Annotated in this window: 16 protein-coding genes and 3 pseudogenes; 12 read left to right on the forward strand and 7 right to left on the reverse strand. The window is 63.0% G+C overall.

Annotated elements, in window-relative coordinates:
• Positions 1–59 precede the first annotated feature (59 nt).
• From UP09_RS02310 to UP09_RS38905, 3 pseudogenes are all read left to right on the forward strand, one after another.
• Positions 60–776 (forward strand): annotated as a pseudogene (locus tag UP09_RS02310) (helix-turn-helix domain-containing protein); the annotation flags it as partial.
• A gap of 24 nt (positions 777–800) precedes the next feature.
• Positions 801–882 (forward strand): annotated as a pseudogene (locus tag UP09_RS38900) (integrase core domain-containing protein); the annotation flags it as partial.
• Positions 861–1,046 (forward strand): annotated as a pseudogene (locus tag UP09_RS38905) (integrase core domain-containing protein); the annotation flags it as partial. The pseudogenes UP09_RS38900 and UP09_RS38905, both read left to right, overlap by 22 nt.
• 165 nt (positions 1,047–1,211) lie before the next feature.
• Here the strand turns inward: UP09_RS38905 and UP09_RS02315 are convergent.
• The gene (locus UP09_RS02315) at positions 1,212–1,598 is read right to left on the reverse strand and encodes a nuclear transport factor 2 family protein (RefSeq protein WP_044536417.1); all 387 of its coding nucleotides are present in this window, start codon (positions 1,596–1,598) and stop codon (positions 1,212–1,214) included.
• 133 nt (positions 1,599–1,731) lie between these two features.
• Between UP09_RS02315 and UP09_RS02320 the strand changes: the two genes are divergently transcribed.
• From UP09_RS02320 to UP09_RS02345, 6 genes are all read left to right on the forward strand, one after another.
• Positions 1,732–2,226: an Lrp/AsnC family transcriptional regulator gene (locus UP09_RS02320; protein ID WP_044536418.1), complete on the forward strand. Its 495-nt coding sequence runs from the start codon at positions 1,732–1,734 to the stop codon at positions 2,224–2,226.
• A 235-nt stretch (positions 2,227–2,461) separates the two neighbouring features.
• Positions 2,462–2,983: an OsmC family protein gene (locus UP09_RS02325; protein ID WP_044536419.1), complete on the forward strand. Its 522-nt coding sequence runs from the start codon at positions 2,462–2,464 to the stop codon at positions 2,981–2,983.
• A 379-nt stretch (positions 2,984–3,362) separates the two neighbouring features.
• Entirely contained in the window at positions 3,363–3,650 is a 288-nt protein-coding gene (locus UP09_RS02330) for a hypothetical protein (RefSeq protein ID WP_044536420.1), read from the forward strand.
• Positions 3,651–3,826: 176 nt separating this feature from the next.
• Complete coding sequence (locus tag UP09_RS02335; protein ID WP_044536421.1) at positions 3,827–5,131, forward strand: SLC13 family permease; 1,305 nt, start codon at positions 3,827–3,829, stop codon at positions 5,129–5,131.
• Between the two features lie 98 nt (positions 5,132–5,229).
• Positions 5,230–6,459: a chromate efflux transporter gene (gene chrA, locus UP09_RS02340; RefSeq protein ID WP_245301738.1), complete on the forward strand. Its 1,230-nt coding sequence runs from the start codon at positions 5,230–5,232 to the stop codon at positions 6,457–6,459.
• Between the two features lie 85 nt (positions 6,460–6,544).
• Entirely contained in the window at positions 6,545–7,666 is a 1,122-nt protein-coding gene (locus tag UP09_RS02345; RefSeq protein WP_044536422.1) for an acyltransferase family protein, read from the forward strand.
• Between the two features lie 122 nt (positions 7,667–7,788).
• On the opposite strand, the gene UP09_RS02350 is transcribed toward UP09_RS02345, so the two are convergent.
• The 3 genes from UP09_RS02350 to UP09_RS38010 all read right to left on the reverse strand — a co-directional run bounded on the left by UP09_RS02350 (position 7,789) and on the right by UP09_RS38010 (position 8,847).
• Positions 7,789–8,178, reverse strand: a complete 390-nt coding sequence (locus tag UP09_RS02350; RefSeq protein ID WP_156164404.1) for a hypothetical protein — start codon at positions 8,176–8,178, stop codon at positions 7,789–7,791.
• A 143-nt stretch (positions 8,179–8,321) separates the two neighbouring features.
• The gene (locus tag UP09_RS02355) at positions 8,322–8,552 is read right to left on the reverse strand and encodes a DUF2171 domain-containing protein (protein WP_044536424.1); all 231 of its coding nucleotides are present in this window, start codon (positions 8,550–8,552) and stop codon (positions 8,322–8,324) included.
• Positions 8,553–8,670: 118 nt separating this feature from the next.
• On the reverse strand, positions 8,671–8,847 hold the full coding sequence (locus UP09_RS38010; RefSeq protein ID WP_197082585.1) for a hypothetical protein: 177 nt from the start codon (positions 8,845–8,847) through the stop codon (positions 8,671–8,673).
• 935 nt (positions 8,848–9,782) lie between these two features.
• Here UP09_RS38010 and rnd point away from each other — a divergent pair.
• On the forward strand, positions 9,783–10,931 hold the full coding sequence (gene rnd, locus UP09_RS02365; RefSeq protein ID WP_044536426.1) for a ribonuclease D: 1,149 nt from the start codon (positions 9,783–9,785) through the stop codon (positions 10,929–10,931).
• Position 10,932: 1 nt separating this feature from the next.
• On the opposite strand, the gene UP09_RS02370 is transcribed toward rnd, so the two are convergent.
• Positions 10,933–12,126 carry an autotransporter outer membrane beta-barrel domain-containing protein gene (locus UP09_RS02370; RefSeq protein ID WP_082069939.1) on the reverse strand — a complete coding sequence of 398 codons (1,194 nt, stop codon included), beginning with the start codon at positions 12,124–12,126 and terminating at the stop codon, positions 10,933–10,935.
• 386 nt (positions 12,127–12,512) lie between these two features.
• Here UP09_RS02370 and UP09_RS02375 point away from each other — a divergent pair, with 386 nt between their 5' ends.
• On the forward strand, positions 12,513–12,713 hold the full coding sequence (locus UP09_RS02375; protein WP_044536427.1) for a cold-shock protein: 201 nt from the start codon (positions 12,513–12,515) through the stop codon (positions 12,711–12,713).
• Positions 12,714–12,796: 83 nt separating this feature from the next.
• On the opposite strand, the gene purN is transcribed toward UP09_RS02375, so the two are convergent.
• On the reverse strand, positions 12,797–13,450 hold the full coding sequence (gene purN / locus UP09_RS02380; protein WP_044536428.1) for a phosphoribosylglycinamide formyltransferase: 654 nt from the start codon (positions 13,448–13,450) through the stop codon (positions 12,797–12,799).
• Positions 13,447–14,520 carry a phosphoribosylformylglycinamidine cyclo-ligase gene (gene purM / locus UP09_RS02385; protein ID WP_044536429.1) on the reverse strand — a complete coding sequence of 358 codons (1,074 nt, stop codon included), beginning with the start codon at positions 14,518–14,520 and terminating at the stop codon, positions 13,447–13,449. The genes purN and purM overlap by 4 nt, the downstream gene beginning before the upstream one ends.
• Before the next feature lie 159 nt (positions 14,521–14,679).
• On the opposite strand from purM, the gene UP09_RS02390 reads away from it, so the two are divergent.
• Entirely contained in the window at positions 14,680–15,222 is a 543-nt protein-coding gene (locus UP09_RS02390; RefSeq protein ID WP_044536430.1) for a CDP-alcohol phosphatidyltransferase family protein, read from the forward strand.
• Positions 15,223–15,238: the final 16 nt, after the last annotated feature.

Raw genomic sequence — 15,238 nt, forward strand, 5'->3', positions numbered from 1 at the left:
CCGTCATTGCTGTGCAAGTTCACTAATTCGCTGATTGAATTCTCTTGCGGGAGGATTCGATGCGCGACAACAGCTACGACCGGACGATTGAGCGGAACTACCTGCAGAAGTGGCGGTTCCTGATCCCGGAATACGAGGCGGTGAAAGCCGGGCGGTCGGCAACGTTCCGCCGGGTCGGAGATTTTTATCGGCATCACGGCACCTGCTCGCAAACCTTCCGGAAGTGTTACAACCGCTATTTGCAAAGCGGCGAGGAGGCCGACCTCTTGCCGCGGCGGCGCGGACCGAAGTGGAAGGAACGGCGCGAACCGGAAGGCATCGAGGCCGAGATCGTTGCTTGCCGCCAGAGGGGGATGAACCGCTACGAGATCCATGCTGTCTTGCGCGAGCGGCGCGATACGCTACCCTCGCCGTCGACGATCTACCGGGTCCTGAAACGCTATCATCTGAACCGGCGCACGCCGGCGATGCGCGAGGAGAAACGCCGCATTATCAAGGACAAGCTCGGCGAACTTGGCCATGTCGATCTGCATCAGCTGCCACGCGACGTGTTCCTGGCGCCACCCCCGGCCACGGCCTATATCGTCAGCCTGATCGACAGCTGCTCGCGCCTGGCCTGGGCCGAGGTCATCACCTCCAAGAAAGCCTTGCCGGTCATGTTCAGGACGCTGAAGATGATCAACACCCTCAACGTCACCTATGGGCTGGTCTTCGCCGAAATCATGTCCGACAACGGCGCCGAGTTCGCATCCCGAAACAACCGTGAAGAGCATCCCTTCGAAGCCATGCTCCTCGAACTCGGCATCAAGCATCGCTACACCAGACCCTATCGGCCGCAGACCAACGGCAAGATCGAACGGTTCTGGCGTACCCTCGACGACGACGTCATCGATGGGGCAACCTTCGATAACCTCGATCACTTCGCCAATGAACTCTTCGAGTACCTGATCTACTACAACAACCACAGGCCTCATCAGGCCCTTGGCGGCCAGACACCAAAGGACTTCGCTGCGACCAAAACTGAACCCATTCAATCAGCGAATTAGTGAACTTGCACAATTGCGAGCGAAGCGAAGCAATCCATCGCTCCGCTTGTGCGGAAGCATGGATTGCTTCGTCGCTTCGCTTCTCGCAATGACGCGGAGAGAGCACAGCTTTCATCGAGCGCGTTGATGCGTGGCTGGCAGCGCCAGAGACCACGCCTCCGCTGCTTAAGTCTCAAATCGCTTCTCGGCGTGGAACGACTTGGCGGTCACCAACCAGCAGCCATTGACCAGATGGAACGAGAGGTAGTCGACATAGATGATCGTGTCGATCCGCACCCTCACCTTGACGAGCGCCTGATCCGGCGAGGCAAAATCGACCAACAATATCTCCTGCTGCCGCGGCGCATTCTTGGCCTTTGGGGATGGGTTTGACGCAAGCAGCTTGCGGTACTCGGCCGCGGGCAGGATGCGCAAACCACCATCGCGAAGGCCGTGCAAATGGGCCGATGGCGCGAATACGCTGTCAAACCGCCCGATGTCGGAATCGTACATCAGCTCGAGGTACCGATCGACCGCGGCGAGCAAGGCGGCATGGGTGGCGGCGTTCGTCATTTGCGTCGGCTCCGGGTTGAGAATTGCAGCCGAACGATCGCATCTCGGGGCAAGGCAGGTCCTTGCAAACTGCGCCGTCTAACCTAAGCTGTGCGCAATATCTCGCCCTTGGCCTCGCGAAAGCTTCGCTATCATGCCAAAATCCGATATGGACGCGATTGACCGTCGGATCATCGTCGAGTTGCAGGCGGATGCGCGGCTGACAAATGTCGAACTCGCTGACCGTATCGGGCTGTCGCCCTCGCCTTGCCTGCGCCGCGTCAAGCGCCTGGAGCGCGAAGGCTATATCGAAGGCTATCGCGCAGCCCTGCGCCGCGAGCGCGTCGGTCTCGGCTTCTCGGTCTTCGTCGGCGTCAAGATCGACGGCCACGCCAACGACGTCGCACTCGGCTTCGAGAAGACCATCGCGGCACTCCCCGAGGTGGTCGCATGCCATCTCGTCTCAGGCGAGTCTGACTACTTCCTGGAAGTAGTGGTGCCCGACCTCGAACATTACCAGCAATTCCTGGTCGGCAAGCTCTTGAACTTGTCGATCGTGAAGGAAGTGAGGAGCAACATTGCGCTCCAGACCATCAAGGCAGGAGCGCCGCTTCCGCTCGGACATTTGCGTGACCAACGCGGTAGGTAGCCTCCATCCACCACTGGTGAGCATCAACTCGCCTTATCGGAAACGATCGGCGTCGCCGCAGTCCACCCCGCTTCCAACCTCTCGATCGATTTCGTCTGCACTCCTGCACGCACGAGAAAAATGCTGCTGCAAATTTCGCGCTTCGCACCGCGGCTGTCGTTTTTGTTGTGCCGCTATTGCCTGACTTACGTTGTTCGATCAGCCTCTGGTCGCTGATCCCAGAGGAAGACGAACAATGACCTTCAAGTTCAAACAGGTTTTCTCGGACACTCAACAGGCGCTCGGCGCCGATCCCGCACAGGCGCAGGCCGTGTTTCAGGCGAGTTCGCGTCTCGGTGACGGCGTGAACAGCAGCGTCGCGGTCCGGCAGTTCAATGTCGGCGTAGACGAGCCGCCGGCGCTCGGCGGTCAGGACACCGCGCCCAATCCCGTCGAGTACATTCTTGCAGCGCTCGGCTCATGCCAGGAAATCACCTATCGCCTCTATGCGGACGCGTTGGGGATTCCCCTCAACGGCGTGTCGGTCCAGTTGTCCGGTACGATCGATCTGCGCGGCTTCTTCAACGTCGATCAAGGCGTCCGGCCCGGCTTCCAGCACATCGAAGCGCACGTCGTCATCGATAGTCCCGCATCCGCCGCCGACATCGCGCGGCTGAAGGAGACGGTCGACCGGCATTGTCCCGTGCTGGATATTCTCCGCAACCCGACGCCGGTCGATCTGAAGCTTCGCACCGGTCCGTTGAGCGTCGCGGCGTAACGCCGCCTCGTGAGCGTTAACTCACCTTCCACCATGCGCGGAGCCCGCCTGCGGTAACCATAAGACTTAACAGCGCGTCAATGCACCCCGAACAAGTCTAACGGTTTCGCAATGGGGGAGAATGACCCGTGGACGCGTTTGCATTTGAGTTTATGGGAATGGCGATGATTGCGCTGTGCCTCGTGGTGCTGGCGATGCCGGCGGCGCGCCGGCCGTCGAAGAAGATGGGCTACGAGTGAGTGCGCGATCCGATCGCCTTTGCGACGTTCAGTGGCATTAGTTTGAGCCGGTCCCGACCGCATTTGAGCCCCAATAGTCTGATCCAACCCGATAGCATTTTGATGGGTGAATTGTGCTGTCGAGGACCGCGATCACACTGATGCTTGCTGCGGTGCCTTGGTCAGCATCGGCGGTGTCAGCGCAGACTGCTCAAGATGAGCAACTGCGGCACGTCATTTCCAATCTCAAGGCCTGCGTCCGAACACATGCCCCCGCAGCTCAGGCCATCGGAATTCAGACGATTGGCGACGCGGTGAATTACTTCGTCGAAGTGTGCAATATTCCGATGCCTGATCTTGCAAGAATTGGCGCGCTTCCGCCCGGCATCATCCGGGGCACGATCGCACGGGAGTGGACGGCTCTCGCTGACATGGCGCGCCCGCGCTAAGATCAGGCTTGCCGCCGAACGCGCGGCCTCGACGCGGGTACTGTCTATCGCGACCGCAGCACAGCTGCCCGCTGGGCTCGCACACAGCCCTGCTCTCCAATGCTATGTTTGCGCATGTTCCAGCGAGTCGCGACACTGCGACTTCACCGATCCCGCCCTCTACCAGCAATTACACCATGACCTCGACCGCCACGTCGCTGATTCATCCCGGCTGGTTTGCAGCGATCGCGATCCTGCTCTGGGCCACCAGCGTGCTGCCCGAATATCTCACCGCCCTGCTGTTCTTTGCCGCGGTCGCCGTGTTCCGCGCGGCGCCGCCGGAGGTGCTGTTCTCCGGTTTTCAGTCGGATGCGTTCTGGCTGGTGCTCGGCGGCTTCGTGATCGGCGCTGCGATCCGCAAAGTCGGACTGGCCGACCGGATTGCCGGGCACCTCGCCGGCCGGCTCACCGGATCCTGGTTCGCGATGGTGGCCGGCGTCATTGCGCTGACCTACGCGCTGGCTTTCGTGATGCCGTCGAACATGGGTCGCATCGCGCTGTTGATGCCGATCATCATGGCGCTGGCCGATCGCGCCGGCTTGGCTGAGGGATCGCCCGGCCGCACGGCGTTGGCGCTCGCCGTCGGCTTCGGCACCTATCAACTGTCTGCGTCGATCCTGCCGGCCAATGTGCCGAACCTGATCATGACGGGCGCGGCCGAGCGCGCCTATGGCGTTCATTTCGACTACATGTCGTATCTCGTGCTGCATGCGCCTGTGATCGGCATCCTCAAGGGCGTCGTCCTCGTCGGCTGCCTGATGTGGATGTTTCCGGCCTCGCCGCAGCGGATCGAAGGCCGCGCGGTAACAACACCGATGAGCGCCGCCGAATGGCGGCTGTCGCTCATTCTGCTGGTCACGCTCGCGCTCTGGATGACGGACAATGTGCACGGTATCCGCCCGGCCTGGGTGGGCCTGGTGTCGGCGTGCCTCTGCCTGCTGCCGCGGATCGGATTCCTCAACGGCGAGGAGTTCGCCGCCGGCGTCAATGTCCGCACCTGCGTCTACCTCGCCGGTATCCTCGGGCTTGCCGCCGTCGTTGCCTGGTCCGGGCTCGGCAACGCGATCGGCGATGCGCTGATTCCGCATCTGCCGCTCGATCCGGCCCACCCGGCGGCCGATTTCGCCTCGATGATCGGGCTCGCCAGCCTGTTGAATTTCGTCGTCACCGCCAACGGCGTGCCCGCCGTGTTCACGCCGCTTGCCTCGGCACTTGCCGAGCACACCGGCCTGAGCCTGCCGACCGTCCTGATGTCGCAGGTCTTCGCCTATGCAACGCCGCTGCTGCCCTATCAAGCCGCGCCGATCGTCGTCGCCGCCGGCATGGCCTGGGTCCCAGCCAGCGCCGCGCTCAAGATGTGCCTGCTGGTCGGGCTGATCTCGTTCGTGCTGCTCGGGCCGCTGTATCTGCTCTGGTTTCGCCTGCTCGGCTGGATCGGTTGAAGCCAGTCGTCGTTGAAATAATCTCGCTTAACCCGTCATCGAATGGCGATATCGTGGCCCGACACATGGGCTTACGCAACTCAGGGAATCGGCAACACTTGAGCGACACCGGACACATCGATCACCCAGACGCGCGGCCTTCGGCGGCGAGCCAGACGCATTCGCCCCTTGAGGTACTACTGATTTTCCTCAAGCTCGGCGTGAGCTGCTTCGGCGGCCCGATCGCCCATATCGGTTATTTCCGCGACGAGTTCGTCGTCCGCAGGCGCTGGCTTGACGAGCAGTCCTACGCGGACCTCGTCGCGCTTTGCCAGTTCCTGCCGGGTCCGGCGAGCAGCCAGGTCGGCTTTTCGCTCGGCTTGATGCGCGCCGGGTATTTGGGCGCGCTGGCGGCCTGGACCGGCTTCACGCTACCCTCGGCGATCGCACTCGTGCTGTTCGCCTTCGGCGCGAGCGGGCTGAGCGGCCCGGTAGGCACCGGGCTGGTCCACGGCCTCAAGCTGGTTGCGGTTGCGATCGTGGCCCAGGCGGTCTGGGGCATGGCGCGCTCGCTGTGTCCCGACCGCGAGCGTGCGTCGATTGCAACGGTGGCGGCGATTGTCATCCTCATCAGTTCCTCGTCGATCGCGCAGATCGGAGCGATCGTCCTGGGCGCCGTCGCTGGACTCCGGCTCTGCCAGGCGCAGCAACAGGCCAGTGACGCCGCCCACATCGCGATGCCGGTATCGCGCCGCGTTGGCCTCGGCGCCTTCGCGGTGTTCGTCGCGCTGCTGGTCGGGCTACCATTGCTTGCCCGGATGTGGCCCGGCCTCGGCATGTTCGACGCGTTCTATCGCTCGGGGGCGCTGGTGTTCGGCGGCGGGCACGTCGTCCTGCCGCTGTTGCGCGAAGCGGCCGTAGCGCCGGGCTGGATCAGCGACGACGCCTTCCTGACCGGCTATGGCGCGGCACAGGCGGTGCCGGGTCCTCTGTTCACCTTCGCCGCCTATCTCGGCGCTGTGATCGGCGGCGTGCCGGGCGCGATCGTTGGACTGATCGGCATCTTCGTGCCCGGGATCCTCGTCCTGCTCGCCGCCCTGCCGTTCTGGAACAGTTTCCGCAAGCGGGCCAACGCGCAGGCGATGATGCGCGGCGTTAACGCCGCGGTCGTCGGCATCCTCGGCGCGGCCCTCTACGATCCGGTCTGGAGCACCACGGTTCATCGCCCGCTCGATGTCGCGATCGCACTCGCCGGCTTCGTCCTGCTCACCGCATGGCGCGCGCCGCCGCTGCTGGTGGTCGCGCTCTGCGCCGCATGCGGCGTCGCCACGGCGCTGTTCCAGTCCTGAACAGTCAGGACCGCCCTTTCAGGCGTCTGGTTAACAGCACTTTCACCGGTTTGGCCGGAGAATGTTTGCCTCTGGAGCAAGGCAGATGCCAACCGTCAATGGACAGCCGGACACAACGAGAGTCCCCGCGCTGGACCTGATGCGCGTCGCCGCCGTAGGCGCCGTGATCCTGTACCATTACGGTTTCTGGGGCCCCGCGTCGAACGACGGCGTCACGCAAGTCGCGCTGCCGTGGCTGACCCCGATCGCGCAATACGGGTTCCTCGGCGTGCCCGTGTTCTTCGCGATCAGCGGCTTTGTCATCGCCTACTCGGCGGAAGGCAGGACGCCGGTCGGGTTCGCGATCGCCCGCTTCAGCCGAATCTACCCGACCTTCGTGATTTGCATGACGCTGACGTTCCTCGCGACGCTGGTGCTGGGCCGCGGGCATTTCCAGGTGACATCAGGGCAATGGCTGGCGAACCTGTTCATTGCAGCCCCCATGTTCGGCCAGCCCTACGTCGATGCGGCCTACTGGTCACTGGTGATCGAGGTCGTGTTCTACGCCTGGGTCACGGCGTTGCTGGCGTTGGGCCTGTTCCCGCGGCGGATCGACGTCATCATCCTCGCGTGGCTCGCAATCACTTTCGTCAACGAACTCACCATTGACGCTCCGCTGTTCGAGAAGCTGTTCATGGCCGACGACAGCGGCTTCTTCGCCGTGGGTCTGCTGATCTACGAGCATTACCGCGGGCGGCGCGACGCCAAGCTCTATGGCCTGCTGGCGCTGGCGCTGGGAACGGCAGTGTTTCAGGCCGTCCACAAGCTGGAGCGGCTCGACGTCCATACCGGTGGCAGCTTCGATCCCCGCATCGTTGCGGCCATCTGCGTCGTCTCGCTGGGCATCGTGTTCCTGGCGACCCGCATCAAGTCCATTCCGTTGCCGAGGGTCCTCGTCGTCGCCGCAGGCGGCATCACCTATCCGCTCTACCTTCTGCATATGCAGCTCGGCTACGTGATCTTTCTCTCCGCGGCGTCCGATCGGAACCACGCTCTGTGGTCCGTGATCGTCGTGACCGGCATGGTCCTGCTGGCGTGGTTTGTCTGGCGCGTGCTCGAACGCCCCGTGCACCGCTTGACCAAGGACAGTTTGACGGCACTCGCATCGCGGCTCGGATGGCCGTCGCGCATCCAACGCGCCGGCAAGGAACTGATCAGTCCGGTCTAGGCCCAGCCGGTGCAAGCCCCTTGCCGGCAGATGCGTCACCCATTCGAGTTTATCACTTGGCGATCGCTGATTGAATCGCCGTGACGGACGCGACTCCGTCGGCTGGATCGGTTGAGCCATACTCAAAACTGGAACGGAATAACTGATACGGATATTTTGCCGTCCGGCGATTGTTGCACCGTGAAATCCAGCTCTTTCGAGGCCTTGATGTCGCCGACGCTCACCGAAATTGCGCCGCTACATTGCAGCGTTCGCTTATCTGGACTCGTTGACGTCGTAACTATTCTCTCGCCGAGAAGATAGAGCGGTTTTGTGTTCTCTAAATTCGGCTTCGCGGTTGAATTTTTTTCGGCGAAGTTGAGCAGCGGATTGCGGTGGTCGTCCGAGACAATTTCGAGTACGGCACCGCGGGTTTCAATGGAATCGCACTCGGGCTTGGCGTTGCATCCGCTCAAAACAATCAGGAGCGGGAAGGTCCAAAAAGCTGGCAATCGATCGCAACGAAGTGGCATCCGGCATGCTTCCGCGTGGTTCAGCGTTTCCGACAACCTGACCGAAGAAGCATTGTTCCTCTAGCCTCCTATCGTTCTCTGGCTTTCTGTTCCCAAGCAGCGGGGGGCGGCATTTTCCGCTCCCCTCTGCCAGATGACGTTCGTTATTTTTCCTGCTCCATTGTCACCGCGACATCCGCGTTCGCGGAGAGCCGGACCTTGTTGCCTTCAACTTCGGCGATGAGGCCCTTATCGATGAAATGATGATGGCCCTTATGAGACCCCTCACCGCTGTCCTTTTTCGTCAGCTTGATGCGACCACCTTCGACCTTGTCCACGGTCCCAATGTGCACGCCGTCGGCGCCGATCACTTCCATATGCTCTTTGACGTCCATTTTTTTCGTCCTCTCTGGAATGGCTAACACGCGAAGTCGACGCCTGTTCAAACAAAAAGGCCCCGGGAGAACCGAGGGCCCCAATTCACCGAGGGGTACCCGCCCTCGTGATGCGCTATCACTTCTGTTCGCGCGCGAGGCGCTCGGCCTTCAATCGTTCGAAGTTTGCACGAAAGGCGTCATCCGCCTTCTTCCGCTCGGCCAGCGCCTTTTGGGCGTCCCAAAGGCTCTTTTCCTTCTTTGCCGCGCGTTCCTCGGCAGTGGGTTGCCGCTTCTCTTGGGTTTCATAATCCATCGGGAATAACGATTTGGGGTTCCGGAAGTTCCCTGCGTCAACTTCCAACTTCGAGAGACGATTGCAGAGTCCGCGCCGGAGGACGCCAATCACTGAGTTGCCCGACATGGCAAGCCCTCGCGGCAGAAGTCATTTCGTTTTTTCGGAAGTTTTTCTTGACACCAACCCCAACTCAGCCGTTTAATGCACCCGTCCCACCCGATTGAGGGGCGAGCGCACGTCACGAACGCGCGGTGGGATGCGGTGGACGCCGAGGTCACGACTGACGAGCGTGGCAGAGACGGACGGTGAAATCGTGTGGTCCGGACGCCCCAGTGGCAGGCAAAAGTTCGCGAGGCGCTTAGGCATCTTGCGGACGACGGTGACAAACAAGCCCGGTCTTCGCCGGGGAGAGCACGTATAAGCCGTAACCCATCGCGCAGGGAAAGCCGGAGTGCCTCCGCTGAACCTGTATGCTCGTGTGCGGTTTTCTTTCTACCCTTGCACGCGAGACCGCGGGTGCAGCGTGCACCCGGCTTTCCCTGCGCCCTCTATTCGATGAGAGGGCGAAACGAAATGCAAAGCTCGGGCAAATCATGTCGCGAGAATGAGATTCTGTGAGTCGAGATTGAAGCGCGCAACAAACTCGCCGTCGTCCTGGCCTAGTGCGCGATTGCGCACGGGGGGCCAGGACCCATTACCCCAAATGGCCGTCGTTGCACGACGCTCTGGCCAGAATCCCTCCGCCAACCAAGTTCGGTGTTTATGGGTCCCTTGGCTTTCGCAAGGACGACGGATGGAGTTGCGGCACGTCCACATCGAAAACGCACCTGAATCGCTCCCCACCACGCAAAAAATCCCCTGTACTTCGCCCTATGCAGAGCCAAAATCCCAGCAAGACCCTTGACATAATAGCCCTTTCGTCCGAACGCCTTGTTAAGCGTTATGGACAGTTCATGGACCTGATTACCACCACCTCCGACCTTGCGGCCGTCTGCGACCGCCTCGCCCAACACAAGGTCATCACCGTCGACACCGAGTTCCTGCGGGAGACGACCTACTATCCGCTGCTCTGCGTCGTGCAGATGGCAAGCGCGGACGAGGCCGTCGTGGTCGACGCGCTGGCACCGGGGATCGACCTCAAGCCGCTTTTCGAACTGATGTCGAACGAAGCGGTGCTGAAGGTGTTCCACGCGGCGCGGCAGGACATCGAGATCGTCTGGCACCTCTCCGGAACCATTCCGCACCCGATCTTCGACACCCAGGTCGCTGCCATGGTGCTCGGCTATGGCGACAGCATCGCCTATGACCAGCTGGTCGAGCGCGTCACCGGCCACCGGCCGGACAAGACCCACCGCTTCACCGACTGGTCGCGGCGTCCGCTGACCGACGACCAGCTTCACTACGCGGTCTCCGACGTCACCCATCTGCGCGACGTCTTCGCAGCCCTCGACGCCGACCTGAAGAAGCGCGACCGCAGCGAGTGGGTCAGCGAGGAGATGGAGGTCCTGACGTCGCCGAAGACCTACGACTTCCACCCCGAACGCGCCTGGGAGCGGCTCAAGACCCGCGTCCGCAAGCCGCGCGAGCTCGCGGTGCTGATCGAGGTCGCGGCCTGGCGCGAACAGGAAGCCCAGAGCCGCGACGTGCCGCGCTCGCGGGTGCTGAAGGACGACGCGGTCGGCGATATCGCAACCCATGCGCCGACCTCGCTGGAGAAGCTCGCCGGTCTGCGTTCGCTGCCGAAGGGTTTTGACCGCTCCAAATGGGGCAGCGACATCATCGCCGCCGTGCAGCGCGGGCTGGCGCGCGATCAGGCCACGCTGCCGAAGCTCGAAAAGCCGCGCAACAATTCCAATGGTGCCGCGACCGTCGAGCTGTTGAAGGTGCTGTTGCGCATGACCTCCGAGCGCCACGCGGTGGCGAGCAAGGTGATCGCGACCGTCGACGATCTCGAGCAGATCGCCGCCGACGACAATGCCGATGTCGGCGCCCTGCATGGCTGGCGGCGCGAACTGTTCGGCGAGGCAGCCCTCAAGCTGAAGCGCGGCGAACTCGCACTCGCGATCGACAAGGGCCGCGTGGTGCGGGTGGATCGGGAGTAGTTCACCACTTCACTTCGAAGCCGATGGTTCCCTGATGCGACTGCATCGCGGCACGGAATTTGGCGTCGTAGTTGACATAGATGCGCGCCGTTGATGTCAGGCTGAGCGACGCTGCGGCGCCGGCGTCGGCGCCATACTGGCTCTCCCCGATGCCCTGCAGCGTGAGGCTCTGGGCGCCAAGTGTGACAGTCGTATCGCTGAAGTTCTGCACCAGATTGTCGACAAACTTGCCGTAGGCGGAGAGATCGAGAATCTTCTGGTCGACGATCCAGTAATGCCCGACCTCGGCGCCGAGCAGCAGGCGCATCCGGTCGACGCTGGCTGCGGTGGCCGACACCGGATCGAGGCCGCCGATCTCCTGATACGATCCGGTCCGCGCGTGCACGTATTCCAGCGCGCCCTTGGGCACCAGCCGGCTCTGGTCCTTGTCGATGTAATAGCTGAGCTCGCTGATCGCGCCGTCGAGCCGCGCGTTGTAGCCCGCGATCGCAAGCCCGAAGCCGGTGTCGCGGCTCGAGTTGATCTTGCCGAAGCCGTGCACGATCGCGACCGCCCAGGTCCACGGCCCCTTGTCCAGCGAGGCGCTGAAGCCGAACTGGGTGAGATCGAGCGTTGCCGATTGCAGCGCCAGCGGCACGTCGATGTCGGTGTGGCTCTGGTCGATCGAGAAGCCGATGTTGACGCCGGGCGCCACGCGCGCCCCGATCCCGGCAACGCCGCCCCAGGTCTTCCTGGTGTCGCCGACATAGCCGCCCGCCGCGCCGTTGGTCATCGAGAGGCCGTAGCCCTCGACCCAGCTGCGGTAGACCGGCCCGTCCGTGCTCTCGGATGCACCGCCGCCGCCGGGATTGTTGCGCGACATCCGGTTGAAGCCGTTGGTCGTCTGGTTGTTGAGCCGCTCCAGGAAGTTGCTGCCGAGATTGGTGACGGTCGACCCGGCCGAGACATTGGCATTGATCATCGTCGGGATCGGGCTGGTCGGGGTCGGGGTCGGGGTCGGGCTGGGTGTCGGCGAAGGTGTGGGGGTCGGCGTGGGGGTTACCGTGGGCGTAGGCGTTGGTGTCGGCGTCGGGGTCTGTGCATGGGCCGAGGTGGCCATCGCGACGCCGACCAGCACCGCGACCACGGCCGCCCGCGCGAGGCCGCCGGCAGTTCCGGCCAGTCCAGCTCGCCAACCACGCGATGAGCGGCACATACGTTCAATTCCCCAGGAGCTGCGCAAGCCGCGAGAGGTACGGAAATCCGGCCCTGCCCCGGCCGATTTGCCTCCAGTTTGCGCGAGGCGTCAACGCCTTGGGCGATCGGCCACTGGCCGAACGCAACGCGTTGTTGTCGGGCGGCCACAGGTTGCGGTTGCATCGCGAAGATTCGCCGAGGCATGCCAGAGGCTTGCTAAGCCGCGATTTTCGTGTTGCAATCCCTTCACACTCGGATTGCGGCCGTTCGACTGTGCGTTTCGCGACGTTGAAGACTTCGACCTTGAAGACTCGGGAATTGAACAGACACCGGAAAGCCCGTTTGTGGCGTGGCACGTGCAAAACGTGGCCGCGTCTTTTTTGTATCTAAACTGGGAGAGAGGCGATGCCGAAGGGTACCGTCAAGTGGTTCAACCCGACGAAGGGTTACGGGTTCATCAAGCCGGCCGTTGGAGACAAGGACGTGTTCGTCCACATCTCGGCGGTCGAGCGTGCCGGGCTCTCGACGCTCAACGAAAATCAGACCGTCGAATACGATCTGGTCGAGAACCGCGGCAAAGCTTCCGCGGAGAATCTCAAGGTCTGAACGCCGGCGCCATCAGCGCAGGACGTCGCGCCACCGCCCCCGGCCGAATCACCTCCGGGGGATTTCCTTCGCGTGCCGGCGCGCTAGCTCGCCGCCGGCGCGATCAGCGTGCTGTCGGATGCAGCGCTTCCCAGCGTCCGGCAGAGATCGCCGTCCAGCCTGAGGCGGCCGCTTGCCAGGAGCCGCAGCGCCTCGGGGTAAATACGATGCTCAATTGTGATGACGCGTGCGGCGAGCGTCTCGGGCGTGTCGTCATCGGCCACGGTGACCGCGCCCTGCATCACGATCGGCCCCGCATCGGTCTCCGGGATCACGAAATGCACCGTCGCGCCGGAGAGCTTCACGCCCGCGCGCAGCGCCTGGCCGTGCGGATCGAGGCCGGGAAAGCACGGCAGCAGCGATGGATGGATGTTGAGCATCCGCCCGTACCACGCCTGCGCGAACTCCGGGGTGAACAGCCGCATGAAGCCGCCGAGGCAGATCAACTCGACCCGCTTCTCGTCGAGCACCTGCTGCAGTACGGCCTCGAAGCCGGCGCGATCCTTGCCGAACGGCTTGCTCTCGATGACGACGGTCGGAACGCCGCTGGCGGCCGCCCGCTCCAGCCCCGCGGCGCCGGCACGGTTGGAGACCACGACCGCGATCTCGGCTGGAAAATCCGGCGCCTTGGCGGCCTCGATCAGCGCGGCCATGTTGGAGCCGCGGCCCGATATCAGGATGGCGACGCGGCGCTTCATCGCGAGAGATCGAGATGACCGTTATAGACCACGCGGTGCTCGCCGCTCGTCGCGATCACCTCGCCCAGCACCGCCACGGTCTCGCCGTTGGCGGTGAACACCTCCGCGACCTGGTCGACCGCATCAGCCTTGACGATTGCAATCATCCCGATGCCGCAGTTGAAGGTGCGCAGCAATTCGAGCTCGGCAATACCGCCCTGTGCGGCCAGCCATTTGAACACCGGCAGCACCGGCAAGCGCGCGAGATCAATGCCGACGCCGAGATGCTTGGGCAGCACGCGCGGGATGTTGTCGGTGAAGCCGCCGCCGGTGATATGCGCGAGCCCCTTGACCGCGCCGGTCTCGCGGATCGCGCGCAGGCAGGATTTCACATAGAGCCGCGTCGGCGTCAGCAGCGCCGCGCCGAGCGTCATGACAGGCGCGAACGGCGCCGCCGCGTCATAGGCAACACCGGACATCTCGACGATCTTGCGCACCAGCGAATAGCCGTTGGAGTGCACGCCCGAGGATGCCAGACCGATCACCGCATCGCCCGCGGCGATATCGCCGCTCGGCAGCAGCGTCCCGCGCTCGGCGGCGCCGACGGCGAAGCCGCCGAGGTCGTAGTCGCCATCCTTGTAGAGGCCCGGCATCTCGGCGGTCTCACCGCCGATCAGCGCGCAGCCGGATTCGCGGCAGCCTTCGGCGATTCCCATCACGATCGCCGCCGTGGCTTCGGGGTCGAGCTTGCCGCAGGCGAAATAGTCGAGGAAGAACAGCGGCTCCGCACCCTGCACGACGAGATCGTTGACCGACATCGCCACCAGGTCGATGCCGATGCCGCCATGAATGCCGGTTTCGATCGCGATCTTCAGCTTGGTGCCGACGCCGTCGGTCGCAGCCACCAGGACCGGATCCTTGAAGCCCGCGGCCTTGAGGTCGAACAGCCCGCCGAAGCCGCCGATCTCGGCATCCGCCCCGGGGCGCGCCGTGGCCCGCACCATCGGTTTGATCAGATCGACCAGACGATTGCCGGCATCGATATCGACGCCCGAATCCGCGTAAGTGAGCCCGTTTTTGCGCTCGGTCATGCCCAATTCCAGATGATCAGCGGCTGGTTACGAGGAATTCCGCCGCCGCGCAATGGCTCGCGGCCCACGCGTCGCGTAACTATGTAGATAACATCCGGCCACTGCAGCCAAGAGCCGGATATCGAGTAAAATCAGGCTTGTAGCCGGGAAGCGACCAAGTTGAGTATTCCGAACATCATTACCCTCGGCCGCATCATCCTGGTGCCGGTGATCGTCTGGGCCATCGTCTCCAGCCAGATGGAGATCGCATTCGCGATCTTCGTGATCGCCGGTGTCTCGGACGCAGTCGACGGCTTCCTGGCCAAGCGCTTCAACATGACGAGCGAGCTCGGCGCCCTGCTCGATCCCCTCGCCGACAAGGCGCTGCTGGTTTCGATCTATGTCGCACTCGGGATCTGGGGCGCGGTGCCGCGCTGGATCGTGATCCTCGTGGTGTCGCGCGATATCATGATCGTTTCCGCCGTGATTGTGTCATGGTTGTTCGACAAGCCGGTTGAGATGAAGCCGCTGATGGTGTCGAAGCTGAATACGGTGGCGCAGGTCGCGTTCGCGGCGCTGGTGTTGGCCTCGCTCGGGTTTGGCTTCCGGCCACACCCCTATGACCTGATCCTGATGGGATTCGTCACGATCTTTACTTTGGTTTCCGTGTCCCTCTATCTCGTCGAGTGGGTGCGACACATGAGCACGATCGACGCGCGATAGCTGGTCTGGAGATTTG

It is taken from the genome of Bradyrhizobium sp. LTSP885, from assembly GCF_000938305.1.
Classification (GTDB): Bacteria; Pseudomonadota; Alphaproteobacteria; order Rhizobiales; family Xanthobacteraceae; genus Bradyrhizobium.

Coding starts and splice junctions, on each gene's coding strand:
- UP09_RS02335 (WP_044536421.1), top strand. CDS start 3,827: ATGACCTCGACCGCCACGTCGCTGATTCATCCCGGCTGGTTTGCAGCG.
- UP09_RS02325 (WP_044536419.1), top strand. CDS start 2,462: ATGACCTTCAAGTTCAAACAGGTTTTCTCGGACACTCAACAGGCGCTC.
- UP09_RS38010 (WP_197082585.1), bottom strand. CDS start 8,847: ATGGATTATGAAACCCAAGAGAAGCGGCAACCCACTGCCGAGGAACGC.
- purM (WP_044536429.1), bottom strand. CDS start 14,520: ATGACCGAGCGCAAAAACGGGCTCACTTACGCGGATTCGGGCGTCGAT.
- UP09_RS02345 (WP_044536422.1), top strand. CDS start 6,545: ATGCCAACCGTCAATGGACAGCCGGACACAACGAGAGTCCCCGCGCTG.
- purN (WP_044536428.1), bottom strand. CDS start 13,450: ATGAAGCGCCGCGTCGCCATCCTGATATCGGGCCGCGGCTCCAACATG.
- UP09_RS02370 (WP_082069939.1), bottom strand. CDS start 12,126: ATGTGCCGCTCATCGCGTGGTTGGCGAGCTGGACTGGCCGGAACTGCC.
- UP09_RS02315 (WP_044536417.1), bottom strand. CDS start 1,598: ATGACGAACGCCGCCACCCATGCCGCCTTGCTCGCCGCGGTCGATCGG.
- rnd (WP_044536426.1), top strand. CDS start 9,783: ATGGACCTGATTACCACCACCTCCGACCTTGCGGCCGTCTGCGACCGC.
- UP09_RS02350 (WP_156164404.1), bottom strand. CDS start 8,178: ATGCCACTTCGTTGCGATCGATTGCCAGCTTTTTGGACCTTCCCGCTC.
- UP09_RS02355 (WP_044536424.1), bottom strand. CDS start 8,552: ATGGACGTCAAAGAGCATATGGAAGTGATCGGCGCCGACGGCGTGCAC.
- UP09_RS02330 (WP_044536420.1), top strand. CDS start 3,363: ATGCTTGCTGCGGTGCCTTGGTCAGCATCGGCGGTGTCAGCGCAGACT.
- UP09_RS02320 (WP_044536418.1), top strand. CDS start 1,732: ATGCCAAAATCCGATATGGACGCGATTGACCGTCGGATCATCGTCGAG.
- UP09_RS02375 (WP_044536427.1), top strand. CDS start 12,513: ATGCCGAAGGGTACCGTCAAGTGGTTCAACCCGACGAAGGGTTACGGG.